This window comes from Catellatospora bangladeshensis, assembly GCF_016862575.1.
GTDB classification, from domain to species: domain Bacteria; phylum Actinomycetota; class Actinomycetes; order Mycobacteriales; family Micromonosporaceae; genus Catellatospora; species Catellatospora bangladeshensis.
In genome coordinates, this window is sequence record NZ_BONF01000030.1 from 61416 (window position 1) to 84815 (window position 23400).

Genomic DNA, 23400 nt, shown 5'->3' on the forward strand with positions numbered 1-23400 from the left:
TGCCTTCCGCCGGTCAGGGCACCAGCGCGCCGTCGCGGAGGGTGACGACGCGGTCGGCCATGTCCATCAGGGCCGAGTCATGGGTGGCGACCAGGGCGGTCATGCCGCGGGCGTGCACCAGGGCGCGCAGCAGGTCCATGATCTGGCGGCCGGTCTCCGAGTCGAGCTGGCCGGTCGGCTCGTCCGCGATCAGCAGCTGCGGGTCGTTGGCCAGCGCGCGGGCCACCGCCACGCGCTGCTGCTGGCCGCCGGACAGCTCGTACGGCCGCTGGTTGGCGTGCGCGCCGACGCCGACCAGCTCCAGCAGCACCGCCACCCGCTGGTCCCGCTCGGCCGGGCGCACCTTGGCCAGGCGCAGCGGCACGCCCACGTTCTCGGCCGCCGACAGGATCGGCACCAGCCCGAACGACTGGAACACGAAGCCGATCACGTCCCGGCGCAGCGCCACCAGCTGCGGCTCGGCCGCCGAGGTGACCTCCTGCCCGGCGATGAAGACCTTGCCCGAGGTCGGCCGGTCCAGCCCGCCGATGATGTTGAGCAGCGTCGTCTTGCCCGCGCCCGAGCGGCCGCGCACGGCGACCAGCTCGCCGCGCGCGGCGGTGAACGAGACGTCGCGCACCGCGTGCACGACCTTGCCCGCCCGGCCGAAGTCGCGGGACACGTTCTCGACCCTGACCAGCTCGTCAGCCACGGCGCACCTCCACACGGTCGGACTCCAGGGTGAGCTTCACCCGGTCCTTGAGCTCCAGTTCCTCCACGAACGCGCCGGGCAGCTGCATACGCCCGGCCCGGTCGAGCACCGCGTACTCCTCGCTGACCAGCTCGGTGCCGCCGTCGGCGGTGGCCCGCGCGGTCCGGCGCACCTCCGAGGCCAGCCGGCCGTCGCGGATCGCCACGGTACGCCGCACCTGCGTGGCCACGTTCGGGTCGTGGGTCACCACGACCACCGTCACGCCCAGCTCGGCGTTGATCGTCTGCAGCGCGCCGAACACCTCGGCCGCGGTCGACTCGTCCAGCTCGCCGGTCGGCTCGTCGGCGAACAGCACCTCCGGGTCGTTGGCCACGGCCAGCGCCACCGCCACCCGCTGCTGCTCGCCGCCGGACATCTGGTCCGGGCGGCGGTCCGCGCAGTAGCCGACGCCGACCATCTCCAGCAGCTCCGCCGCGCGCTCGCGGGCCCTGCGGCCGGACCGGGTGCCGGCCAGCCGCATCGGGGTCACCACGTTCTCCAGCGCGGTCAGGTACGGCAGCAGGTTGCGGCCGGTCTGCTGCCAGACGAAGCCGACCATGTGCCGCCGGTACGACAGCCGCTTCTTCGCCGACATGGTGAGCAGGTCGTACTCGCCCACCCGGGCGATGCCCGCGGTCGGCACGTCGAGGCCGGACAGGATGTTCAGCAGGGTCGACTTGCCGGAGCCGGAGGCGCCGACGATGGCCAGCAGCTCGCCCCGGTCCACCACCAGATCGAGCCCCTGCAGCGCGACGACCTCGACGCCCTCGGTCTTGTAGATCCGCACCAGCCCGTCGCACACCAGGTGGCCGCGCAGCCGGTCGGCGCCGCCGGCCCGGTCCGCGGCCCGCTGCGCGGCACGGGCCTGCAGCGTGGCGAGGTCCGGCGGCGCGATGGTCTCGTCAGTGGTCGACATCAGCTCTCTCCCGCTTCGAAGGAACCGAGCCGGAGCACCTCACCGAGGCGCAGCCGGCGGTTGAACAGGGTTTCCACCGCGAGCGCGGTCAGCATTCCGATCAGCACCAGCGCCACCGCGGCGCCGGCCACCAGCGGGTCGAAGGCGACCCCGACCGTGATCCCGTCGGTGAACGTGTCGAGGCCCAGCGCCGGGGCGATGAGCCGCGGCATCGCCACGCCCACCACCGCGCCGGTCAGCACCGCCACGGTCACCACCGGCATCAGCTCCACCAGCAGCAGGCCCCGGCCCTGGCCTCGGGTCAGGCCCATGGTCCGCAGCCGGGACAGCACGGTGCCGCGGCCGCGGGCGCCGGAGACGACGGCGAAGCCGATCGCCAGCAGGGCCAGCAGCACGCCGGTGCCCGCGCCGATGGCGAACGCGAAGGTGATCACCGCGTTGACGCTGGTCTCGTCCAGCTCCGCGCGGGCGGAGTCCCAGGTCGTCACGAGCGTGACCGGCTCGTACGACTTCGCGCGGTAGCCGGTGCTCGCCCAGCGCTCCTGCCCGGCGTCGCCCGCCGCCCGCAGCGCCTGCGGGTCCGGGTCGCCCGCCAGCAGGTAGCCGCTGGGCAGCAGCGCCTGCCGGCTGTCCGCCGGGAACGCCTGCCAGGGCAGCACGATGAAGTTCGTCGCGCCGTTGGCGATCGGCGGGAACCCGTCGACCACCGCCGCCACCGAGAAGTCGTAGAACCGGCCCCGCAGCGTCACCATGCCCTTGCCGTCGCCGACCTGCTTCGCGGCGCCGGGCGAGAGCAGCGCCGGGATGACCGGGCTCTGGCCCGTCTCGGTGAACGCCGCGGGCGGGGTGAACTGGACCCCGGACTCGGCGAGCACCTTCGCGTAGGCCGGGCCGTCGAGCACCAGCGCGTACACCGTGCCCTTGCGCTGCTGGTCGACGGCCAGGTCACCGGCCGACTCGATCATGTAGGGGGCCACCGCGGTCACGCCGGGCACGGCGGCCAGCTCGGCGGCCGTCCGCTCGTCGAAGTAGTAGCCGTCGACCTTGACGTCGGCGGCCATCCGCAGGTCCGTGGCGCGGTCGCGGCCGGCGTCGATGGTGCCCGCGACGGCCACGCTGAACACCGCGGTGCTCACCGCGACGACCAGCACGGCCACCGGGCCGATCACGGCGCCCGCGGTGCGGCCCGCCCGGGACAGGCCCAGGAAGCCGACCGCTCCGCGGCCGCGTACGGCCAGCCGGCCCAGCCAGGCGACCACCGGCGGGATCACCCGCACCATGGCCACCGCCGCGCCCGCGGCCAGCAGCGCGGGCACCGCCGCCAGGTAGACGTCGACCTCGCCGGTCTCGCTCAGGCCGCGCTCGCGCAGCAGCCACACCCCGGCACCGGCCAGCACCAGCAGGCTCAGCTCAGCGGTGCGCCGCTTCAGGCCCACCCGGGTGCTCGCCACGTCGGCGCGCTCGCCCGAGAACGACGGGTCGCGCGACGTGCGCATGGTCATCACCGGCACGGCGCACACGGCCAGCGCGGTGAACGCGGCCAGCACCGGCCAGGTGTTCGCGGGCCGCCCCGGCACCGCCGCCCCGAGCAGCGCGCCGAGCACCGCGGCGGGCAGCACCAGCAGCGACTCCAGCAGCGTGTACGACCCGATGGTGAGGATCGCGCCGCCCCGGGCACGGAGCAGGGCGAACTCGGCCCGGCGCCGGCTGACCAGGACCCGGGCCGCCAGCACGACCAGCCCGGCGAGCGTGACCAGCGCGCCCAGCTGCACCACGGCGAGCAGCGCCTGCGCGGCGCGGGCCCGCTCGGCGAACCGGTCCAGCGCGGTGTCCAGGCCGGTCGTCAGCGACGACTCGATGCCCTGCCGCCGCGCGACGCTGGTCCCCTCCACCACGGCGGGCAGCACCGCCAGATCGAGCGTCGCCGCGTCGATGCGGTAGCGCCACTCGTAGGTGACCTGGACCTGCTTCGCCAGCCGGGTGACGCCCGTCTCGTCGGAGAAGACCACCGCGCGGTACGGGTCGCCGTCCTCGTTGGGCAGGTAGGCCCGCAGCGCGGTGGGCACCGGCTCCCAGAAGGTGCCGTTCTCGTCGTGCGGCGCGATGATGCCGACGACCTCCACCGGCACCGAGTCCTGGAACCGGAAGGTGCTGCCGACCCGCTGCTCCAGCTGCTCGGCGTTGTACTCGGTGAGCACCACCTCGACGGGGACGTCGGTGCCCGGCCTGGTCTGCGGCCACCGGCCCGCGACCAGGTCGGCCTGCTCCTCCAGCCCGCTGCCGGTGCGGACGCTGAACAGCGGCGGGGTGCGCTCCGGCAGGCCGGTGCCGCGCACGAAGGAGTCCTCCGGCGACGTCGACGCCGCCCACCAGGACTGCTGGATGCGCTCGCGCAGGACCGGGTAGAGCAGGTCCCGCTGCTGGGTCAGCCGCCGGTCCGGGGCCCAGTTGGCGTTCGGCGCCTTCACTCCGCGGAACGTGAGGTCGCGGGAGGTGTAGCTGAGCGCGGAGACGTCGTTGCGCAGGCCCTCGTCGGTCAGCTGGTTCGCGATCCGCGGCGCGCCCAGCACGAGCAGGCCGGCCGCGAGCGTCAGCACGCCGAGCAGGGCCAGCGGCCCGGCTCCGGCCCGTACCCGGGCGATCCATCCCTTCACCGGTCAGCTCCGATCCGCAGCTGGGCGGCGGCCAGCCGCTGCCGCATCGTGGTCGCGACGAGCCCGGCCATCACCAGCGTGATGGCGAGCAGGACCGCGGCCGTGGCGAGCACGGGCGGCCAGTCCGTCGTGGTGAGCGCGGGCGGCACGGGGCGGCTCGCGCTCGGGGTGAGGATCACCAGCGGGCCGGTCGTCCGCGCGACGAGCATGCCCACCACCAGGCCGACGGCCACGCCGAGCCCGGCCAGGAACGCCTGCTCGATCATCAGGGCACGGGCCAGCAGGTTCGGTGTGGCGCCGAGGGTGTTGAGCACGGCCAGCTCGGCGACCCGCCGCCGGGCGGTGGCCCGTACGTCGACGGCGACGCCGACCAGGGCCAGCCCGATCGCCCCCAGCGCCGCGATGAACAGCGCGATGCGGGCACCGGCGCCGAACGGGTCGTCCGCGGCGTGCAGGGCCAGCGCGTGCCGGTCGATCGTCAGCAGGTTGGGCAGCGGGCCGGCCGCGGCGGCGGCCTCGGCGTGCCGGTCCGGGTCGGTGCGCAGCCACCACTCGGTGATGATCGGGATCCGGGATCCCTCCCGCACCAGGTGGCTGCCCAGCGACGGCATGTCGACCAGCAACGCGGCCGGCGCCAGCTCGCCGGGCAGGGCGACGGCCTCGCCGGTGACGTGCACCGTGGTGGTGACGCCCCACAGCGGGATGTCCAGCTTCGCGCCGACCTGGGTGTGCAGCGCGGCGAGCGCCTCGGGCGTGGCCAGCACCGGCACCTCCACCGAGCCGGAATTGGCACGGAGGGTGAAGGAGGACGACACGTTGACGGCACCACCCGGGTCCATCATCTCGACGCGGGCGGTGTCGCCCGACGCGGTGATCTTCACCTCGCCGTGGCTGCCCGGCACGCCCCACTGGCCGCCGGGCAGCTCGAAGCGGAACGGGGTCGCGGCGCCCCCGGCGTCGACGGTGGCCAGCCCGCTGAGCTCGAACGTGATGGGCAGGCCGAAGGGCATGTCCGGACCGTCCATCGTGACGCCGGTCAGCCGCAGCCCCGCCGTGTTCGGCACGGGCACGTCGAACGTGTACCCGTCGGCGTCGCTGCTCCCGGCCAGCGGCACCTGGTACACGGCGCCGTGCGGGTCGGTGAGCAGGAGCGAGGTGGCCTCGCGCGGGCGGGCGATGAAGTCCTCGCCGTGCGCGGTGATCCGGACCGACCCGCGCATCGCCCGCGTCCCGGCGGGCAGCTCCACGCCCGCGGCCAGCCGCCGCTCGGCGGCCATGGCCGCGGTCAGCGCGGGGGCGTCGCCCAGGTCGGACCGCAGCCGCAGCACGTCCCCGGCGGCGGCGGTGTCGAGCGCGAGCAGCGAGATCGGCGTCTCCTTCTCCCCCGAGGTGAGCGTGGTCCGCCAGGCGGGCAGCGCGCTCAGCACGCCGGGCAGTGCGTCGATCTGCTCCACCCGCTGCCGCGGGGCGGCCCAGGAGGTCTCGGTCAGGCGCAGGTCCGCCCCGGCGGTGTGGTCGGCCTGGTCCAGCTGCGACTGGCGGGCGGTCGCGGCCAGCGTCCAGGCCAGCGTGCTGACCGCGACGCTCAGCGCCAGCAGCAGCACCGGCCCGGCGTGCGGGCGGCGTCCGGCCTGCCATACGCCGAGCTGGGCGGCGAACCAGGACCTGCGGTCGACCTGGCGCTCCAGCAGCCGGGTCAGCGGCGGCAGCAGGCGCAGCGCGACGACCGCGCCGGCCAGCACGCCGAGCGGCCCGGCGGCGGCCAGCATCGGGTCGATGCCCAGCTCGCCGGCGACGCCCGACAGCGGGGAGTCGTACTGCCGCAGCTGGAACCAGGCGAGCACGGCGAAGCCGATGAGCGCGAGGTCCAGGCCGGCGCGCTGGGCCACGGCGGTGCGGCTGGGCCGGGAACGGGCGGCCAGGTCGGCCACGTAGGTGCCGCCGCCGCGCAGCGCGGGCAGCAGCATGGCCAGCACGCAGCCGAGCCCGGCGGCCACCGCGACGCCGACGGTGAGCGGGCTGATGCCGCCCTCCAGGCGCACCCCGATGGCCGCCAGCGCGGGCACCCGCTCGGCGAGGGTGAGCAGCGGCGCGACCAGCAGCGGGGCGAGCACGGCGCCCGGCGCGGCGATGAGCAGCGCCTCCCAGGCGGCGAGCCCGGCGAGCTGGCCGCGGGACGCGCCGCGGGCACGCAGCAGCGCGGTCTCCGCCCGGCGGCCCTCGGTGAGCAGCGCGGCCAGCAGGATCAGGGCGTACCCGCCGAGGATCGAGATGAGCAGCAGCGGCGTGAGCAGGTCGGAGCGGCCGACGAGGCTGGCCTGCTGGATGCGGTCGACCAGGCGCTCCAGGTGCGTCGAGGCCTGGCCGCCTTCGCCGTACCCCAGCTCCTTGGGCACCTCGCCCAGGGTGGCCACGGTGCCGCGGGCGGCGACGAGCTCGGACAGCAGTGCCCGGGACAGGTCCGGGGTGACCACCCAGCCGCTGTTGCCGAGGTAGGACCAGCCGTCGAAGAAGTCCTCGCGGTTGAGCACCAGCGGGCCGTACGTGTTGCGGCCCGGCTCGACGCCCTCGGCCATCTCCGGCACGAGCAGCCAGTACGGGTCGTCGGCGGTCAGCGCCGCGAAGACGCCGACGACCTCGACCTCCTGGACCTGCTTGGTGATGCCGTTGGTCATCCGCACACGGGAGCCGGTCTTCAGGCCCAGCGCGTGCGCGGCGGCCTCGCCGACGACGGTCTGCGGCACCTGCGCGCCGGTCTGCGGCCAGCTGCCGGAGAGAAGCCGGGCGTGCGCGGCTAGGTCGTCCAGGAACATGACGCGGGCGTAGACGACGCCGTAGGAGTCGGCCACCGCGTCGCCGGTGTCGCCGTTGAAGCGCAGGCCGCTGGCGTACCCGGCGGCGGTGACGGAGAGGCGGGTGTCGCCGAACCGCTTGGCGAACGACTCGCGCAGCTTGGCGTCCGTGGCGGTCCACGACTCGGCGGAGAAGGATTTGCTGACGTCCTCCCCGGTGGAGACCCAGCCGCTGCCGCCCGTGCGCGAGGGCAGGCGGATCTGGATCGCCCGTTCGTCCGGCGGCGCCGCGGCGACGGCCGCCCGGCCGCCCGCCTCGATCACCGCGCCGCTGTAACTCGCCAGTGCCACCAGCAGCGTCGTCGAGATCAGCGCTGCCGCAGCCGCGGCTGTCAACAGGCCCTTCGCGCTGTAGGCCCGCCGACGTCCCAGCATGGCGCCTCCTTGGCTCCCGATCACCAACCTCTGTAGGAGCAGTAAGGAGCCTTGACCGGTTCACACGCCGTGACGGCTGTTACCGGACCGTTATGGCTGGTGAGGCGGTTCGCCCCTTTCATCCGGTGGTAGGACCCCTGCGGTGAGCTGGGCAAAGGCGGAGCGGCGCTGGATCGCCAGGTCGCGCGTCTGCCCGGCGGCCCACGACCACAGCGCGCTGTCCCAGGCCGCCTGCGCCGCGCCCGCCACCAGCAGCGGGTACGGATGCGTCTCGGCCCTGCCGCAACGCCCGGCCACGAACACGCTCACCAGCCGCCGCAGCTCCTCGCTGAGGACCAGGTACGTGCTCAGCAGCGACGGCTGCTCGCTGAGCAGGGCGAGCCGGGCGCGGAGCTGGTCCAGCTCGGCCTCGTCGGTGATGTCGGCCGCGTCCAGCACCGCGCGCACCGACTCCAGCGGGGGCTCGTCGGCGGGCCGCGCCTCCAGCGCGCCGCGCAGCTGGTCCACCCGCTCGTGCCCGATGTCGCCGAAGAGCACGTGCTGCTTGGAGGAGTAGTAGCGGAAGAAGGTGCGTACGGAGACGCCGGCCCCGGCGGCGATCTCCTCGACCGTGGTGTGCTCGTAGCCCCGGCGGGCGAACAGGGCGAGCGCCGCCTGCTCCAGCGCCGCTCGTGTGTGCTGTTTGTGCTGTTCCCGCCGGTTGATCACCCGTCCGGTCATTCACTCATCCTCTAGGCGCGGGCTCGCACCGTCAAAGCGCGGTCCGCCGTCTGGAGGCGACGGGCATTGGTCGATATAGCAGCATTCAAGTTATATGCACCGCTACCGTCGGACCATGGTTGCCCATCGGTTGGTGCGGAACCTGGCCGGTGCCGTCGCGGTGCTGGCAACGCTGTTGACAGTGGTCTTCGGGCTGCCCGCCCTGAACCGGGCCGTGCCCACCGATCGCTCCCTCGCCGGCCCGCGCTACGACGTGGGGGCGGGTGTCACCGTCGCGCCGCCGCCGGGGGCCCGGGTCGACGCCAGCAAGACGCGGCCCGGCAGCGAGCGCGCCACAGTGATGTTCCTGGTGGGCGACGTGCGCTACCTCATCGTGGTGCAGCCGTTCGACGGGCCGATCGGGGAGGCGGCGGAGAAGCTGCGTACGAAGATCAAGGCGACGCAGGGTTACCAGGTCACCGGGAACGAGGGCGGCATCCGCACCACCGGCGGGCTGGCCGGGGTGGCCGGCGGCTACACCGCGCCGGGGCGCAGCGGCCGCTACGCCGTGTTCCTGGCCGGGGAGCACTCCATCGAGGTGACCGTCAGCGGCGCCCAGCTGGAGCTGCAACGCGAGCTGGCCGGGATCGACGGCTCGATCAGCTCCATCACCTACGGCGGTGACCGGTGACGGTGGCGGGGCGCTCCCGGCGCTGGCGCTTCTCGGTGCGCCCGACCCCGCGGGCGGCGCGCGCCCTCAAGTCGCTCCAGCTGCCCGCGTTCTGGCTGCTCGGCCTGATCCTGCTGGCGGGGATGGCCCGGCTGCTGGAGATCCTGCGCGCCGACCTGGCCCGCTTCCCGGTGGCGACCACCTCGGCGATCGTCCTGTTCGCCCTGTACGCCGTGCCGTTCTGGCTCTTCATCGCCTCCATGGACTTCCTGGAACGGGAGCCGCCGCTGCTCATGGCGACCGCGTTCGCCTGGGGCGGCGCGGTGGCCACCACCGCCGCCATCCCGGGCACCCAGGCGCTGCACGACCTGGTCGCCAAGCTGATCTCGCCCGCGTTCGCGGCGACCTGGGGCTCGGCCATCGCCGGGCCGACCGTCGAGGAGCTGCTCAAGGCGCTCGGCGTGGTGATGATCGTGCTGGTGGCCCGCAAGCAGATCAACAGCGTGCTGGACGGCATGGTGTACGGCGCCCTGATCGGGCTCGGCTACCAGGTGGTCGAGGACATCGTGTTCGCGGTGAACGCGGTGGCGCTGCGCGGGCAGGGCGACGGGGTCGGCCCGGTGGTGGCCACGTTCTTCCTGCGCGGCTTCCTGGCCGGGCTGTGGAGCCACACCCTGTTCACGGCGCTGGCCGGGGCGGGCATCGCCTGGTTCGTGGTGCGCACCGACAAGCCGCTGTGGTGGCGGCTCGGCGGCCTCGGCCTCGGGCTCGGCCTGGCCTGGCTCACCCACTTCGTCTGGAACTCGCCGCTGTTCGCCGACGGCCTCGGCTCCGGCGCGGCCGGGGTGCTGCTCGGCATGCTCGGCAAGGGCCTGCCCGCGCTCGCCATGGTGCTCGCCCTGCTCTGGGTCGCCCGGCACCGGGAGGCGCACTACTACGTGGCGCAGCTCGCCCGGCTGCAGGACCCGCGCATCGCCACCCCGGGCGAGCTGCAGATCATGGGCCACGGGCACCTGCGCGCCGACGCCCGGCGCTACGGGCGGGCCCGCTGCGGCCGCGCCGGGGAGCGGGCGGTGCGCGGCCTGCAGACCGCCCAGGCCCGGCTGGCCGTCGAGCTGAGCCGGGTGGACCGCATCTTCCCCGGCGACGAGCTGCTCGTGCACTGCCGCGACGAGGTGCTCGCGCAGCGGCAGCGCCTGGTCGACCTCGGCCACCCCGAGGCGGTCGTCTCACCGATGCGCCCCGCCGTGCCCCGCGTCGTCGTCCTCGGCATCCTCTTCGCCGTCGCCCTCTTCCTCCTCATCTGGCAGGCCATCCGTACCATGAACGCCGCCTAGTCCCCGCTTGTGGGTGCAGTTTCGGGGAAACTGCGCTCATTCAGGCGGCGATTGCTGCAGTTTCCCTGAAACTGTGGGCCTGCCCCGGACCCGGAAACGGCGAAGGGCCGCCCCCGGGTGGGGGCGGCCCTTCGGAGGGCGTCTTCAGTTGGGGGCGTGGCCGCCGTCGCCGTCGACCGTGATGTCCGGCGTGCCGTCCTGGTCGAGGTCGACCAGGGTGATGTCGACGTCGCCGTCGCCGTCGGTGTCGAACTGGAACAGGTCCGCCTTGCCGTCGCCGTCGGTGTCCGCCACCCAGACGTCGGCCTTGCCGTCCTGGTTGGTGTCGCCCGTGATCAGGTCGCGGCGGTCGTCGCCGCGGGTCTCCACCGTCTCGCTCATGACTACTCCTTCTCGGGGGACTTTCAGGGCACCACGTTAGTGGCGCAGGACAGCACCGGCCGTGGAGAGTGCCTTGACCATCTCGGCGGACTCGGAGTAGCCGATGACCAGCACGCCGTCCGGCTTGACGGAGACGATGTCGCCGGCGATCCGCTCCAGCTCCGCCTTGTCCTTCACGCTGCCGTCGTCGGTGATCTGGTAGATGTGCGTCTGCACGTCGATCTCGCTGAGGCCGGCCTTGACCAGCTCCTTCACGACGTCCTTGGCGAGGTTCGTGCCGTAGTTGCCGCTGTGCGCGACGATCGCGACCTTGCGGTCGCCGTCGCGCAGGATCACGTCGGCGATCGCCCGCGCCTGCAGGATGTCGGACGGGGCCGTACGGAAGTAGAGGCCCTTGTCGTCGGCGGTGGTCAGGCTCGCCGAGGTGTTGCACGGCGAGAACATGATCATGCCGTGCTTGACGGCCTCCGGCAGCGAGCCCAGGGCCACGCCGGACGCACCCGGGCCGATCAGGATGTGTACACCTTCGGACGCGTGCTTGGCGATCGTGGCCGTGGCGACCCGGGGGTCGGTGCCGTCGTTCCCGTCGACCCACTCGACGCCCTTGCCGAGCACGCCGCCGGCCTCGTTGATCTCCTTGACCGCCAGCTTCGCCGCGGCCAGCATCGGCGGCGCGGTGTACGCCAGCGCGCCCGTCTGCGGCAGCAGCCCGCCGAACTTCAGCGCGACGGCCGACTTGCCGTCCTTCACCGGGCGCGGCGGCTTCTTGCCGCTGGCGTTGAGCTCGTTGCCGGTGCCCAGGTACTCCGTCTTGCCGTTGTCGAGCTGGTTGGCCGAGCTGAAGTGCACGGTGCCGTAGCTGGTCGTCGACGGCTCGCCGGCGTCGGTGAAGCCGTGCCGCACGGTGATGCCGCGGTACGCGATCGACTTGCCGGCCTGGGCCAGCGTCACGCAGGACTGGAAGGTCCGGCAGACGATCTCGCCCGAGGTCACGCCGTTGACGTACTGCGCGATCTTGGTCGGCTCGATGGTGCCGGCCTGCTGCGCCGCCAGCGCGCTGATCATCATCGCGTCGTAGGTCTCGGCCGCGAAGAGGTAGTCCTTCAGACCCGGCCACACGGCGTTCAGCCGGCTGGTGAAGGTCTGGTTCAGCTCGGTGAGCGGCAGCGTGCCCTTCATGCCGTCGAGCAGGCCCGCCTGCTCCTTGAACAGGGCGCCGAACTCGTTGGCCATGTTGCCGTCGGTGCCGTAGAGGTACGCACCCTGGTAGTTCGGGCTCTCCGGATCGTCCTGCGACGAACCGCAGGCAGCGAGCGTGAGCAGCGATACGCAGGCAGCGGCTATGACAGCTCGCGAGATACGCATGAGGGTGCCTCCATGGCGACGGTCCAACGGGCACCTTAGCGTCATTGCCTGGATTGGGGGAGGGGCCATTACGCCCGATGGGTGTCGAGTGCTCCGGTACGGTTGCCGCCGCCCGATAGGCTCCCGTCGTGACCGTCGATCCAGACCACTCCTTCGAGGACGCCGCTCTCGTACTTGACCAGGCATTGGCCGGTGACGGCAGCGCGGTGGCCGGCACCCTCGACAAGGTGGTGCAGCGCGACGGCAGCACGGGTGCCTACAACGTCGCCTGGTGCCTGGCCGGGGAGCTGGCCGGGGACGGCGTGCGCGCCGGCGCCTGGGCGCTGGACTTCCCCGGCATCGAGGAGGCGGCGTACGACGCCCGCTGGGTGGCCCGGTTCGTGAGCGCGTACGTCAACCACGACGAGCCCACCGGCGAGGCGCTGATCGGGGCGGCGCTCGCCGACGGCCAGCTCAACCGCTGCCTGCTCACCCTGGCCGGCTCCACCGTCGCCACCAAACGCCGCCGCGAGGCCTGACCCGCCGCGCCGCCGCTGGCCGTGATCGCCGTTTCGTGTCACAAAGTAGCGCCAGACCTCACCTTCTGACACGAAACAACGATCATCCGGTGGGGCGGTACGGCGGCTCGGCCGATCTGCGACGCGGAGCTGGGGCGTTGGGCCGATTGCCGGGCCGTGCCGGATCGGCGGACCATCGCTGAATGACGATGTCCGAAGTGCCGGACGGGGATGCGGTGGGCCCGCTGCCGGCGCCGGCTGGGGATACCGGTGACCAGGATGCGGGCCGGCGGCCCCACACGTTCTGGTTCAGGCTGCTGGGGCTGACGCCCGACTCGCCCGACGACGAGCTGGTCGAGGACCTGGGCGGCATGCTCAAGGGCTATTACGTCATCGCCGCGGCCCTGAGCTGCTTCTTCGGTGACCGGCTCCTCGGCGGCATGCCGTCGAGCGACGACCAGGCCGCCTATGACGCCTGGATGAACGCGCACTGGCCGGCCATGCTGGCGATCGTCGTGCTGCTGCCGCAGGTGCCCCTGGCCGCCGGGCTGGCGGTGCGCTGGCTCTACCTCCTGGTGAAGTGGGGCTACGGGCGCTGGTCGGAGCGGGCACGGCACCGGCGGGAGCGCGCGGCGGCGCGCCAGCTGCTGCTGACCGAACGCGTGAACGCGCTGCACCGCAAGGTCGGTGACACGCGCCAGACGCTGCGGGGCATGGCGCGCGAGACCGAGCAGGTGGCCGAGGAGCTGGAGACCTACCTGCAGCGCCGCCTGGCGTTCCTGGACGAGCTGACCACCGAGGTCCAGCAGCGCGAACAGCTGGCCCAGCTGACCGCGGCCCAGACGGCGGCCTTCGACCAGGCGCTGAAGCGGCAGTTCGGGCGGGAGCGCCGGTCCGGGTTCTGGCATCAGGTGGGGTTCGCGCTGCTGGCGTTCCTGCTCGGCTTCCTGACCAACTGGCTGTCCGATCCGCTGCTCGCGGTGATCAAGGCCTGGTACTCCCGGTGACGCCTGGGAGGGCATACAGAAAAGCCCCGACCTACGTTTCCGTAGTTCGGGGCGACAAAGCCCGGCGAAGAGCTTTGGTGGCCAGGGGCGGGGTCGAACCGCCGACCTTCCGATTTTCAGTCGGACGCTCGTACCAACTGAGCTACCTGGCCGAAACCACCGGGGTGGTCGTGCATTGGCGGTCCTGACGGGACTTGAACCCGCGACCTCCGCCTTGACAGGGCGGCGAGCACTCCGACTGCTCCACAGGACCTTGCTACTTGCTCTTCCTTGCTACCGGGAGACCTTATCAGGTCCCGGTCCGTGCCCCCAACGGGATTCGAACCCGTGCTACCGCCTTGAAAGGGCGGCGTCCTGGGCCGCTAGACGATGAGGGCGGCCGAACCATCATCCCACACAGCCGCGATAAAGCTTGCAGCTGCCTGTGATGGTGGCTGTTGCTCCCATCCGGCCCCGCCGGAGGCTCGGAAAGCATATGTGACCAGCACCCGTTCCGCCAAATCGGGGGTCAGAGCGTGTCGGGCAGGCGGATGAGCCGGTACTTCCCGCGCAGGCCGGAGATGATGGTGGGCAGCGCGGCCAGGGTGTTCGCGCGGTCGCCGCCGGCGTCGTGGAGCAGCACCACGCCCCCGGCGCGGGTGTTCTTGACGACCCGGCTCGCGATGGTGGAGGCGGCCGGGCGCCGCCAGTCCTGCGGGTCGACGGTCCAGTGCAGCGGGCTCATGCCGAGGCTGCGGCTCACCTTGACCGCGGCGGCGGTCCAGTTGCCGCCCGGGTGGCGGAAGTAGCGGATCGGGGCGCCCGGCACGGCGGCGTGGATGGCGTCGTTGGTGCGCTGCATGTTGGCCCTGATCGCGGCCTCGGACCAGGTGCCGAGCTTGAACTCGTGGTTCCAGCTGTGGTTGCAGAGGGTGTGGCCCTCGGCCACGATCCGCCGGACAAGCTGCGGGTACGCCTTGGCCTGGGTGCCTACCAGGCAGAAGGTTGCCTTCACGCCGCGCGCCTTGAGCGCGTCGAGCACCTTCGGGGTCCAGGTGGCGTGCGGCCCGTCGTCGAAGGTGAGCGCGACCCCGGCCGAGCCGGTGGTGCGCTGGAGGGTGTACTTCGCCTTCTCCGGGGTGGGCTTGGTGGTGGGGGCCTTGGTCGGCGCCCGACTCGGCGTGGGGCTGGGCGCGGCCGGGCTGGGTGACGGGCTCGGTGAGGCGTCCAGCGAGGGCGTGGCCACGGCCGAGGCGCCGGGGGCGGCGCCTGCCGAGGCCGGACTCCAGGGCGCGGCGGCCGGTTTGCCGCCGCACGCCGCTGACAGGGTCAGGGTGATTCCGGTCACCACGGCGGCCAGGCCGTGGACGCGTCGGTGCGCCATACCCGCTCCCCAGATCGTGCTCCGCGATGCGAAGGGATCTCAGGGTGCCACAGGGGACGGCTGTGGCGGTATGGGGCGTGAGTCGCGTTCAGGACACGATTGAGATACGCGTCACAAGTCTCAGGAGAAGTCGCCTAGCGCGGGCACCGCGACGCCGGTGACTCCGGCCAGCCACGGCGCGAACTCGTCCGGCTGCTCGGCCAGGTGGCTCAGCAGGTCGGTGGGGTGCACCCAGCGCAGCGCGGCGACCTCGGCCGGGTCCGGGCGCGGCGGCTCGGCGTCGGCGTCCACGATGCCGAGCAGCACGTGGTCGTACTCGTCCTCGACGCGGCCGGTCGCCGGGTCCTCGGCGCGGTACGCGTACACGCCGATCTCGGTGAGCTCGACGCCGCGTACGCCGATCTCCTCGGCCAGCCGCCGGGCCGCGGCGGTGACCAGGTCCTCCCCCGGGCCGGGGTGGCCGCAGGCGGCATTGGCCCAGCGCAGCGCGAAGCGGGTCTTCACCGCGGCGCGCTGCTGCAGCAGCAGCCGCCCGCTGCTGTCGAGCAGGTGTACGGAGAACGCCCGGTGCCGCATCCCAGGGGCGCTGTGCGCCTGGGCGACGGTGGCCTTGCCGCAGGGGGCGCCGGCCGCGTCCACCAGCTCGACCAGGTCCTCTTCCCGAGACCTCATGCGCGTGCTCCGACCACTCGACGTGCCGCCGCCCGGCCCGAGATCAGCACCATGGGTACGCCGACGCCGGGACGGGTGCCGGACCCTGTGAAGACAACATTACTCAGGGTTGGATGCAGGTTACCCGGCCGCAGCGGGCCGCTCTGCCGCAGCGTGTGCGCGCTGGCGAACGGGGTGCCGAAGGCCATACCCTGCCGCGCCCAGTCGTCCGGCGTAACCACATAGGACAGCGTGAGATCGGCGCCGAAGTCCAGGTAGCCGCGCGCCTCCAGGGTGGCCATCAGCTCCCCGGCGTAGCGGCGTCCCACCGGGCCGTCCCAGCGCACGGGGGCGGTACGCAGGTTGGGCACCGGGGCCACCACCTGATACGTCTGGCGTCCCGCGGGCGCGGCCGTGGGATCGGTCCGGCTCGGGTTGGTGACCAGGATCGACGGGTCGCTCATCAGCTCGCCGCGGTTGACCACCTCGTCGAAGGTCTGCCGCCAGGAGCGGCCGAAGTGCAGGTTGTGGTGCGCGATGCGCTGGTAGCCGCCCCGGTCGTCGCGGGTGCCCAGGTGCAGCACCACGCACGACGGCGACGGGGTGAGCCGCCGCAGCCGGGCCGGAGCCATGCCGGGCAGCAGGCTGTACGCGGCGGGCAGGTCCGGGTTGAGCACCACGGTGTCGGCGGTGAGCCGCTCGCCGTCGGCGGTGTGCACCGCCACCGCCCGGCCCGAGCGGGTCTCCACCGAGGTGACCTGCGTGTGGTAGCGGAAGGTCACGCCGTGCTTCTCGGCCGCCGCGGCCAGCGCCCGGGGCACCGCGTTCATGCCGCCGCGCGGATACCAGACCTCGCTGACCGTGTCCAGGTAGGACGCGGCGGCGTGGTCGCGGCCGGTGAACAGGTTGCGGAAGGAGAACAGCCGCTGGGTGCGCGGGTCGGCGAAGAAGTCGGTGAGCCGCCGCCGGGCGCCCTCGGTGGCCAGGGTGCGCCAGTGCCCGTGCGGGTCGCGCCGCTCGAACTGCTGCAACCGCCGCGCCCAGCGCTGGAAGCGCAGGTAGCCCGCGGCCTCCTTGCCGCCGCACAGCTTCGCGATGGCCGCGACCATGCGGTCGGTGTCGGCGTGCACGTCGAGCGTGGTGCCGTCGGGGAAGTGCGCGCGGTACGCCGGGTCGAGGCGGATCAGGTCGACCCAGTCGTGCAGGTGCTCGCCGACCGCCGCGAGCGGCTCGGCCAGCAGGTCCGGTGCGGTGATCATGGTCGGGCCGGTGTCGAACCGGTGCCCGTCCAGCTCCAGCACCCCGACCTGGCCGCCGGGCGCGCCGGAGCGCTCGATCACGGTCACCTCGCGGCCGGCCCCTGCGAGATGCAGCGCGCAGGAGAGTCCGCCGAGACCCGCTCCGACCACAATCACATGATTTGTCGGTCCCAGTACGGTTCGCACGGATTCATGGTGGCATGATCGTCGCCGTGTTCTGCCCGAATGGACAGCGAGCCGCCCTGTTTGCCCGATATCTGACAACCCGCGGTGACCGCCCCCGGGCCGGTGCGAAACCGGGCTGAGCCCGGCGGCCCGAGGCGCGGGCACCGCGCGTCGTCACAGGTCAGTGCAGGTCACCCACGATGATGCCGCGGCCGTTGGTGCCGACGTAGACGCGGCCGTGCACGCGCGGGTCGCCGGTGATGGCGGCCCCGGTCCAGGCCCACTGGTGCCGGTCGTCGTTCACCCGGATCCAGCGGCGGCCAGCGTCGTCCGAGCGGAACACGCCGCGTACGCCGCGCACCTTCGCACTGGAGAAGACGGCCGGGTAGGCGCGGCCCGGGGCGGCCTTGCCGAAGCCCACGTTGTCCGCCTCGTCCACGCCCCTGAGCTGTGTGAACGTGGCCCCGCCGTCGGTCGAGCGCCACATGCCGTACGCGAGGCCGGTCTTGCCGCCCGCGAGCCAGACGTCGCCCGCGAGGCCCGGCACCGCCTGGAAGCGCACGTCGCCCTCGGCCGGCAGCCCGGTCGCCGCGGCGGTGAAGGAGGCCCCGCCGTCGGTGCTGACATAGAACGTCCCGGCGGCGAAGGCGTACAGGGTGCGCGGGGCGGCCCGGTCCGACTCCACCCGCGCCCCGGCCGGCACGCCGCTGCTCGGGGTCCAGGTCGCGCCGCCGTCGGCGGAGTGGTGCACCGCCGCGCCGTCCGGCGACCAGACCACGTGCCCGCCGTCGGCGCTGACCGCGATCCGGCCGCCCCCGGTGATGCCGTCCGGCTGGGTGGCCGCGGGCGTCCAGGTGGCGCCGCCGTCGTACGAGATGCCGAAGCGGGTCCCGTTCGTCGGGTTGCCCACCCGTACCACCGTCGCCGGGACCAGCCCGGCGAAGTCCAGGCCGGTGGTGCTGCCGTGGGTCGGGTTGTCGAACATCAGGCCCGGGTCGGCGAAGTCGTGGTGCACGAAGCCGCCCACGTCGCCCACCGCCGAGATCAGGTGTGCGCCGACCGGCGGGCTGATCAGGTCCAGCACCGCGGTCTCCTCCAGGCCGCGGGCGCGGACCGCGATGTGCACGGTCCCGCCGGTGTCCCAGTCGGTCAGGTTGTCCGTGGCGTAGATCGTCGCGCCGGTGCCGTAGAGCAGGCGGCCGGAGTCGAACGGGTCGATCTCCAGCGACTCGGTCATCCAGCCCAGCTTGGGCGCCTCCTCCGGCAGCGGCGGCACGGCGTTCCAGGTGAGCCAGGGCGCGTCGGTGATGTCGAGGTCGTAGCGCTTGACCCGGTTCGGCCAGGCGCCCCAGTCCCAGGAGCGGGTCCAGGTCGCGCCGCCGTCGGTGGTGCGGAAGAAGACCACGTCCGGCCACCAGGCGATCTGCGTGGCCACCAGCAGCGTGCCCGGCCGCTGCCGGTCGATGGTGAGGCCCGAGTAACCCCAGGAGCCGTTCTCCGGGGTGATGTCGGTCCAGGCGCCGGTGGCGGTGTCGAGCTTCCAGACCTTGCCGGAGCCGCCGTCGTACGGCCCGCCGGTGTCGCTGGTGGCCAGGTAGAGGAAGCCGCCCTCGTGGTCGAGCACGCCCTTGTGCGGCACGTGCCCGGTCGGCGCGCCCGGCACCGCGGCCCAGGTCGCGCCGCCGTCGGTGGAGCGGTAGAGCGGGTTGTCCTTGTCCGCCACGCCCACGTAGATCGTCTGCGTGCCCTTGCGGCGGCCGCCCGTACGCGGGTCGAACACCACCCACACCACGCCCTGCAGGTCGCTGGAGTAGCCGCTGGTGTCGTTCGGGTCGGCGCGGTAGGTGCCCGGGTTCGGGAACGCGGTGACCTGCGCCCAGCTCGCGCCGTGGTCGGTGCTGCGCCACAGCCCGTGGCCGCTGGGCGCGCCCAGATAGAGCACGCTGTTGCGGTGCGGGTCGATGGCCAGCCGCTCGCCCATGCCCCGGCCGGGCATGTTGCCGCCCAGCTTGAACGGCAGCTCGGTGACCTGCCAGGTGCGCCCCCGGTCGCGCGAGCGCAGCACGGCCCCGGGGTTCGGGTCCCAGTCGTTGGTGTAGGTGCCCACCGCGGCGTAGACCCGGTCCGGGTCTCGGGCGTCGGTGGCGAGGCTGGCCACGCCGGACCAGCCCCACCGTTCCCAGCCGATCCAGTCCAGCAGCGGGATCCACCGGCCGGTCGCCGGGTGCCAGCGGTACGCCCCGCCGATGTCGGTACGCGCGTACACCAGGCCCGGTTCGGACTGGTTGAAGACGATGCCGGGGACGAAGCCGCCCCCGACGATCTCGACGTTGCGCCAGCGGTAGCCCTGGCCTGCCGACGCTGGCGCGCCGAGCAGCCCCGAGGCGGCCACGCCCACGGCGCCGGCCGCGCCGAACAGCCCGCGCCGGGAGATACGTGCCTGGCTCATCTGCTTCCTCTCTGTACGAGCGCGAGGCGCCCCTCCGCAGGGAGGGACGCCTCGCGCCATCCGGGGGCGATCACAGCGCGGTGCAGGACACCGGCGCCGGGATCGGGTTCGAGGTGTTGTTCCAGGAGGCGTTGAAGCCCGCCGTGGTGCTGGTGGCGGGCGCCAGCGCGCCGTTCCAGGCCTCGTTGACGACCTGGACCGCGGAGCCGGTCTGGGTGCGGATGCCGCCCCACATGTTGCTGATCACCTGGCCCGCGCCGTACGTGAAGCTGACCCGCCAGCCCGTCGTGGCGACGGTGCCGGTGCTGGTCACCTTGAGCTCGCCCTGGAAGCCGTTCGGCCACGACTGGACGATCCGGTACGTGGCCGTGCACGCCTTGCCGGCCTGCGAGGACGGGCTCGGCGAAGCCGACGGCGACGCGCTCGGGGAGGCCGAGGGCGACGCGCTGGGCGAGGCCGACGCGGACGGGGACGCCGACACCGAGGCGGACGGGCTCGGCGGCGGGCTCGACGGCGTCACGGTGCTGTCGCCGTAGAGGATGCCGCGGCCGTTGGTGCCCAGGTAGACGCGGCCGTACGTGCGCGGGTCACCGGTGATCGCGTCACCGGCGTTGCCCCACTGGCGCTGGTTGTCGTTGATGCGCACCCAGCTCGCCCCGGCGTCGTTGGAGCGGTACACGCCGCGCACGCCGTCGATGGTGGCCATGGTGTAGACCGCCATGTTGGTGCGGCCGGGCGCCGCCTTGCCGAAGCCCACGCTCACGCCGCTCGCCGACGCGGCGAACTTGGTGAACGAGGTGCCGGAGTTGGTGGAGCGGTACAGGCCGGTGTCGCTCGCCAGCCAGATCTCACCCTCCACGCCGGGCATCGCCTTGAAACCCGAGATCACGCCCAGGCCGGTCGCGGCCGTGGAGAAGCTCTGGCCGCCGTTGGTGCTGACGTAGAACGTGTTGTCGTACGAGGCGTAGAACTTGTTGGCGTTGACCCGGTCCGACTCGACCTCGGCCGTGGCGGGCACGCCGCTCGCCTGGCTGAAGCCGCCGCCGAAGCTGGTGGCGTAGAAGACGCCGTTGGCCTCGGTGCTCCACACCACGCGGGTGCCGTTGGCGTTCAGCGCCACCGTGCCGCCCTGCGCGCCGCTCGGCGAGCTGCCCGACCACCAGTTCGCGCCGCCGTCGGAGGAGACGCCGATGTTGGTCTGGCCGTTGGCCGTACGCGCGCCCTTGCCGACCCGGACCACGTAGCTCGGGTTCAGCTCGGCGAAGTCGATGCTGTTCGTGCTGCCGAAGTACGGCATGTCGAACATGTCCGGGACCACGTCGAGGTTGGTGTGCCGGAAGCCGCCGATGTCGCCGACGCCCGAGATCAGCGGGGAGGTGCCGCTGGGCGGGCTGATCAGGTCGAGCACCGCGGTCTCCTCCAGGCCCTTGATGAACGGGCTCAGCGCGACCGTGCCGCCGGTGTCCAGCGCGGTGAGGTTGGTGGTGCCGTAGATGGTCGCGCCGGTGCCGAACAGCATGCGGTTGGAGTTGAAGGGGTCGATCTCCAGCGCCTCGGTCATCCAGCCCAGCTTCGGCGACTGCTCCGGGGCCGACTTCTGCTCGTTGAAGTCCAGCCACGGCACGCCGGTGATGTTCAGCGTGTAGCGGTTGGTCCGGTTCGGCCAGGCGTAGTCGTAGAACTGCCGCCAGGTCGCGCCGCCGTCGGTGCTGCGCCAGATGAACGTGTCCGGGTACCAGGAGCTGTAGCCGGTGACCATCAGCGTGTTCGGGTTCTGCTTGTCGATGGACAGGCCGGAGTAGCCGAACCAGTTGTTGTTGGTGTCCGTCGACGGCACGGGGCTGATCTGGGTCCAGGCGCCGGTGGACAGCTGCATCTTCCACACGTCGCCGTGGCCGCCGTCGTACGGGCCGCCCTTGTCGCTGGTGGTGATGTAGAGGTAGCCGCCCGCGATCTCGCCCTGGTGGGCGAGGAACCCGGTGGGCTGGCCCGCGACGCGCTCCCAGCTGGTGCCGCCGTTGAGGCTGCGGTACACCGTGTTCTGCAGGTCGGCGACGCCGACGTAGATCGCCTGGGTGGTGTTGCCCGCGGTGCCGGTCGACTTGTCGAACGCGACCCACACCACGCCCTGGTTGAAGTTCAGGTAGTTGTTGGTGTCGGCGGCGTCCTGCACGTAGTTGCCGACGTTCGGGAAGTTGGTGACCTTGGCCCAGGTCACGCCCGAGTCGGTGCTGCGCCACAGGCCGTTGCCGGCCTCGGTGCCGAAGTAGAGGGTGCTGTTGCGGTTCGGGTCGATCGCCAGCCGCTCACCCATGCCGCGGCCGGGCATGTTGCCGCCGACCTTGAACGGCAGCTCGGTGACCGCCCAGGTGGCGCCCTTGTCGGAGGAGCGCAGGATGGCGCCGTTGTTGGGGTCCCAGCTGTTGAGGTACATGCCGACGGCGGCGTACACCTTGTTCGTCTGCACCGGGTCGGTCGCCATGCTCAGCACGCCGTTGTAACCCCACCTGTCCCAGCCGAACTGGTCCAGCAGCGGGATCCAGCTGCTGGTCGACTGGTTCCAGCGGTACGCGCCGCCGATGTCGGTCCGGGCGTAGATCAGGTTCTGCTCGGTCTGGTTGAAGATGATGCCGGGGACGAAGCCGCCGCCGTCGATCCGGACGTTCTTCCAGGTGTACGGCTCGGACGCGGCGGCGCTGGCCGGGGTGCCCCCGGCCAGCTGGGTGACCACCGCCAGCGCGCCTGCGGTCAGGGTCGCGGCGATGGTGCCGGCGAGGGTGCGGGTTCTTCGGGCTCGGGGTTGCATCTGTGGCACTCCAGTGGAGGACGGTGCCGCCAGGCGCACAGGAGACAGGGCGGGCCCAGGGCAGTGAGCAACCGCCGCCGTGCCTGTGTCACCGAGCGGCGACGGCACGTGCGTATGCGTTGCGCGGGACTGCCCTCGGCTGCGCGCGCCGGTCCCGTGGAGAGGTTCACACGCTTCTTACAAGCGTGTCAATAGTTTGATGTGCCAACGAACTAGCGTCCTATGTGACCGGCGGCGCGACCGCCGCCGGCGCCCGCGCGATCGTCGATCACATAGGAGACATTGGTTAGGTGCAGGTTGCGCCGCCGTTGTAAGGTTCGCGCGCAACCCTCAACCCCTCCGGAGCCCGATCATGAGTGAATACACCCCCCAGGTGAACCTGATCAGCCGGACCGGTGCCGGCGTGGTCGGCGGTGTCGCCGGCGGCCTGTTCCTGGCCCTGGCGCTGCAGATCACCGGTCACATCAAGCCGTACGCCCAGCTCGTCGGCGAGACCGACGCCTCCACCGCGTGGGTGATGGTGCTTGTCGTCGCCGGTGCGACCGGCGGCCTGTTCGGCGCGTTCGTCGGCAAGTTCATCCGCGGCCAGATCGTGCCCGCCGTGGGCACCGGCCTGGTCTGGGGCATGGTGACCTGGGCCGTGCTGGCGATGCTGCTGCTGCCGACGTTCGGCGACGGCGGCGTGCTCAGCATCAAGGACGCGGGCGGCATCTTCATCCTCGGCGTCTACGTCGCCTTCGGCGTCATCACGTCGATCGTGTACGCCATCGCCGGCCCGCGCCGCCGCCACTACTACCGCCGCCGCCGCGAGGTCGGCTTCGTGATGGCCATGCCGTCCATCCGCCGCCGTCGCCGCCGCCGCTCCGACGAGGACCTCGTCGAGGAGCTCGAAGACTGACCCGAAGTAAGGAAGGGCACCTTCTTATCGTTTTGCGTATAAGAAGGTGCCCTTCTTAACGTCCGCCGGTGGTGCTCCGGCGGAACGCCGGTCAGAGGGTGCGCGCGATCTCGGCGAGCACGTCCGACGGGACCTCGACGACCGTCTCGTGGTCGGGGATGTCGAGCTGGCGCAGGGCGTCGGGATCGGTGACCCGCCAGCCCTGTACGACGAAGGTGTCCCGGTCGGTGCGGTAGAGCGACGGGCAGTTGGTGTCGCCGGACAGCACCGTCTTGCGGATGAAGGTCAGCTGCACCCGGTCAGCTTAGCGAAGAAAAGGGACAAAT

Annotated in this window: 18 protein-coding genes and 3 tRNA genes; 5 read left to right on the plus strand and 16 right to left on the minus strand. The window is 72.5% G+C overall.

What is annotated here, in order from left to right:
* Window positions 1-13 precede the first annotated feature (13 nt).
* The 5 genes from Cba03nite_RS24740 to Cba03nite_RS24760 form a co-directional block, all read right to left on the minus strand.
* Entirely contained in the window at window positions 14-691 is a 678-nt protein-coding gene (locus Cba03nite_RS24740; RefSeq protein WP_203750752.1) for an ABC transporter ATP-binding protein, read from the minus strand.
* Window positions 684-1646, minus strand: a complete 963-nt coding sequence (locus tag Cba03nite_RS24745) for an ABC transporter ATP-binding protein (protein ID WP_203750755.1) — start codon at window positions 1644-1646, stop codon at window positions 684-686. Before Cba03nite_RS24745 ends, Cba03nite_RS24740 begins: the two co-directional genes overlap by 8 nt.
* On the minus strand, window positions 1646-4300 hold the full coding sequence (locus Cba03nite_RS24750; protein WP_203750757.1) for an FtsX-like permease family protein: 2655 nt from the start codon (window positions 4298-4300) through the stop codon (window positions 1646-1648). The genes Cba03nite_RS24745 and Cba03nite_RS24750 overlap by 1 nt, the downstream gene beginning before the upstream one ends.
* Window positions 4297-7527: an FtsX-like permease family protein gene (locus Cba03nite_RS24755; protein ID WP_203750759.1), complete on the minus strand. Its 3231-nt coding sequence runs from the start codon at window positions 7525-7527 to the stop codon at window positions 4297-4299. Before Cba03nite_RS24755 ends, Cba03nite_RS24750 begins: the two co-directional genes overlap by 4 nt.
* 90 nt (window positions 7528-7617) lie before the next feature.
* Window positions 7618-8247 (minus strand): acyl-CoA-like ligand-binding transcription factor, encoded by a 630-nt coding sequence (locus Cba03nite_RS24760; RefSeq protein WP_203750761.1) that lies wholly within the window; start codon window positions 8245-8247, stop codon window positions 7618-7620.
* Window positions 8248-8362: 115 nt separating this feature from the next.
* Between Cba03nite_RS24760 and Cba03nite_RS24765 the strand changes: the two genes are divergently transcribed.
* Window positions 8363-8917, plus strand: a complete 555-nt coding sequence (locus tag Cba03nite_RS24765) for a hypothetical protein (protein WP_203750763.1) — start codon at window positions 8363-8365, stop codon at window positions 8915-8917.
* Window positions 8914-10233, plus strand: coding sequence for a PrsW family intramembrane metalloprotease (locus tag Cba03nite_RS24770; RefSeq protein WP_203750765.1), 1320 nt, complete (start codon window positions 8914-8916; stop codon window positions 10231-10233). Before Cba03nite_RS24765 ends, Cba03nite_RS24770 begins: the two co-directional genes overlap by 4 nt.
* Before the next feature lie 144 nt (window positions 10234-10377).
* On the opposite strand, the gene Cba03nite_RS24775 is transcribed toward Cba03nite_RS24770, so the two are convergent.
* Entirely contained in the window at window positions 10378-10614 is a 237-nt protein-coding gene (locus tag Cba03nite_RS24775) for a hypothetical protein (protein WP_203750767.1), read from the minus strand.
* Window positions 10615-10650: 36 nt separating this feature from the next.
* Entirely contained in the window at window positions 10651-11979 is a 1329-nt protein-coding gene (locus tag Cba03nite_RS24780; RefSeq protein WP_203750770.1) for an ABC transporter substrate-binding protein, read from the minus strand.
* A 128-nt stretch (window positions 11980-12107) separates the two neighbouring features.
* On the opposite strand from Cba03nite_RS24780, the gene Cba03nite_RS24785 reads away from it, so the two are divergent.
* Window positions 12108-12497, plus strand: a complete 390-nt coding sequence (locus Cba03nite_RS24785; RefSeq protein ID WP_203750772.1) for a hypothetical protein — start codon at window positions 12108-12110, stop codon at window positions 12495-12497.
* Window positions 12498-12679: 182 nt separating this feature from the next.
* Entirely contained in the window at window positions 12680-13483 is an 804-nt protein-coding gene (locus tag Cba03nite_RS24790) for a hypothetical protein (protein WP_203750774.1), read from the plus strand.
* A gap of 75 nt (window positions 13484-13558) precedes the next feature.
* Here the strand turns inward: Cba03nite_RS24790 and Cba03nite_RS24795 are convergent.
* The 8 genes from Cba03nite_RS24795 to Cba03nite_RS24830 all read right to left on the minus strand — a co-directional run bounded on the left by Cba03nite_RS24795 (window position 13559) and on the right by Cba03nite_RS24830 (window position 22176).
* Window positions 13559-13635: transfer RNA gene (locus Cba03nite_RS24795), tRNA-Phe, on the minus strand.
* A 24-nt stretch (window positions 13636-13659) separates the two neighbouring features.
* A tRNA-Asp gene (locus Cba03nite_RS24800) sits at window positions 13660-13736 on the minus strand.
* 51 nt (window positions 13737-13787) lie between these two features.
* Window positions 13788-13860, minus strand: a tRNA-Glu gene (locus Cba03nite_RS24805).
* A 131-nt stretch (window positions 13861-13991) separates the two neighbouring features.
* Entirely contained in the window at window positions 13992-14846 is an 855-nt protein-coding gene (locus Cba03nite_RS24810; RefSeq protein ID WP_203750776.1) for a polysaccharide deacetylase family protein, read from the minus strand.
* Between the two features lie 120 nt (window positions 14847-14966).
* On the minus strand, window positions 14967-15518 hold the full coding sequence (gene idi, locus Cba03nite_RS24815; protein ID WP_203750778.1) for an isopentenyl-diphosphate Delta-isomerase: 552 nt from the start codon (window positions 15516-15518) through the stop codon (window positions 14967-14969).
* Window positions 15515-16942 (minus strand): phytoene desaturase family protein, encoded by a 1428-nt coding sequence (gene crtI, locus Cba03nite_RS24820; protein ID WP_203750780.1) that lies wholly within the window; start codon window positions 16940-16942, stop codon window positions 15515-15517. The genes idi and crtI overlap by 4 nt, the downstream gene beginning before the upstream one ends.
* 160 nt (window positions 16943-17102) lie before the next feature.
* Window positions 17103-19370 (minus strand): WD40/YVTN/BNR-like repeat-containing protein, encoded by a 2268-nt coding sequence (locus tag Cba03nite_RS24825; protein ID WP_203750782.1) that lies wholly within the window; start codon window positions 19368-19370, stop codon window positions 17103-17105.
* 70 nt (window positions 19371-19440) lie between these two features.
* Window positions 19441-22176 carry a cellulose binding domain-containing protein gene (locus Cba03nite_RS24830; protein ID WP_203750785.1) on the minus strand — a complete coding sequence of 912 codons (2736 nt, stop codon included), beginning with the start codon at window positions 22174-22176 and terminating at the stop codon, window positions 19441-19443.
* 352 nt (window positions 22177-22528) lie between these two features.
* Here Cba03nite_RS24830 and Cba03nite_RS24835 point away from each other — a divergent pair, with 352 nt between their 5' ends.
* Complete coding sequence (locus Cba03nite_RS24835) at window positions 22529-23074, plus strand: hypothetical protein (protein WP_203750788.1); 546 nt, start codon at window positions 22529-22531, stop codon at window positions 23072-23074.
* A gap of 91 nt (window positions 23075-23165) precedes the next feature.
* Here the strand turns inward: Cba03nite_RS24835 and Cba03nite_RS24840 are convergent, their stop codons facing one another.
* Window positions 23166-23369: a hypothetical protein gene (locus tag Cba03nite_RS24840; protein ID WP_203750791.1), complete on the minus strand. Its 204-nt coding sequence runs from the start codon at window positions 23367-23369 to the stop codon at window positions 23166-23168.
* Window positions 23370-23400 lie beyond the last annotated feature (31 nt).

Excerpts from the sequence above, each read along its gene's own strand:
- Cba03nite_RS24745 (WP_203750755.1), bottom strand. The coding sequence starts at position 1,646 with ATGTCGACCACTGACGAGACCATCGCGCCGCCGGACCTCGCCACGCTG.
- Cba03nite_RS24755 (WP_203750759.1), bottom strand. The coding sequence starts at position 7,527 with ATGCTGGGACGTCGGCGGGCCTACAGCGCGAAGGGCCTGTTGACAGCC.
- Cba03nite_RS24760 (WP_203750761.1), bottom strand. The coding sequence starts at position 8,247 with ATGACCGGACGGGTGATCAACCGGCGGGAACAGCACAAACAGCACACA.
- Cba03nite_RS24765 (WP_203750763.1), top strand. The coding sequence starts at position 8,363 with ATGGTTGCCCATCGGTTGGTGCGGAACCTGGCCGGTGCCGTCGCGGTG.
- Cba03nite_RS24775 (WP_203750767.1), bottom strand. The coding sequence starts at position 10,614 with ATGAGCGAGACGGTGGAGACCCGCGGCGACGACCGCCGCGACCTGATC.
- Cba03nite_RS24780 (WP_203750770.1), bottom strand. The coding sequence starts at position 11,979 with ATGCGTATCTCGCGAGCTGTCATAGCCGCTGCCTGCGTATCGCTGCTC.
- Cba03nite_RS24790 (WP_203750774.1), top strand. The coding sequence starts at position 12,680 with ATGACGATGTCCGAAGTGCCGGACGGGGATGCGGTGGGCCCGCTGCCG.
- Cba03nite_RS24810 (WP_203750776.1), bottom strand. The coding sequence starts at position 14,846 with ATGGCGCACCGACGCGTCCACGGCCTGGCCGCCGTGGTGACCGGAATC.
- idi (WP_203750778.1), bottom strand. The coding sequence starts at position 15,518 with ATGAGGTCTCGGGAAGAGGACCTGGTCGAGCTGGTGGACGCGGCCGGC.
- Cba03nite_RS24825 (WP_203750782.1), bottom strand. The coding sequence starts at position 19,370 with ATGAGCCAGGCACGTATCTCCCGGCGCGGGCTGTTCGGCGCGGCCGGC.
- Cba03nite_RS24830 (WP_203750785.1), bottom strand. The coding sequence starts at position 22,176 with ATGCAACCCCGAGCCCGAAGAACCCGCACCCTCGCCGGCACCATCGCC.
- Cba03nite_RS24835 (WP_203750788.1), top strand. The coding sequence starts at position 22,529 with ATGAGTGAATACACCCCCCAGGTGAACCTGATCAGCCGGACCGGTGCC.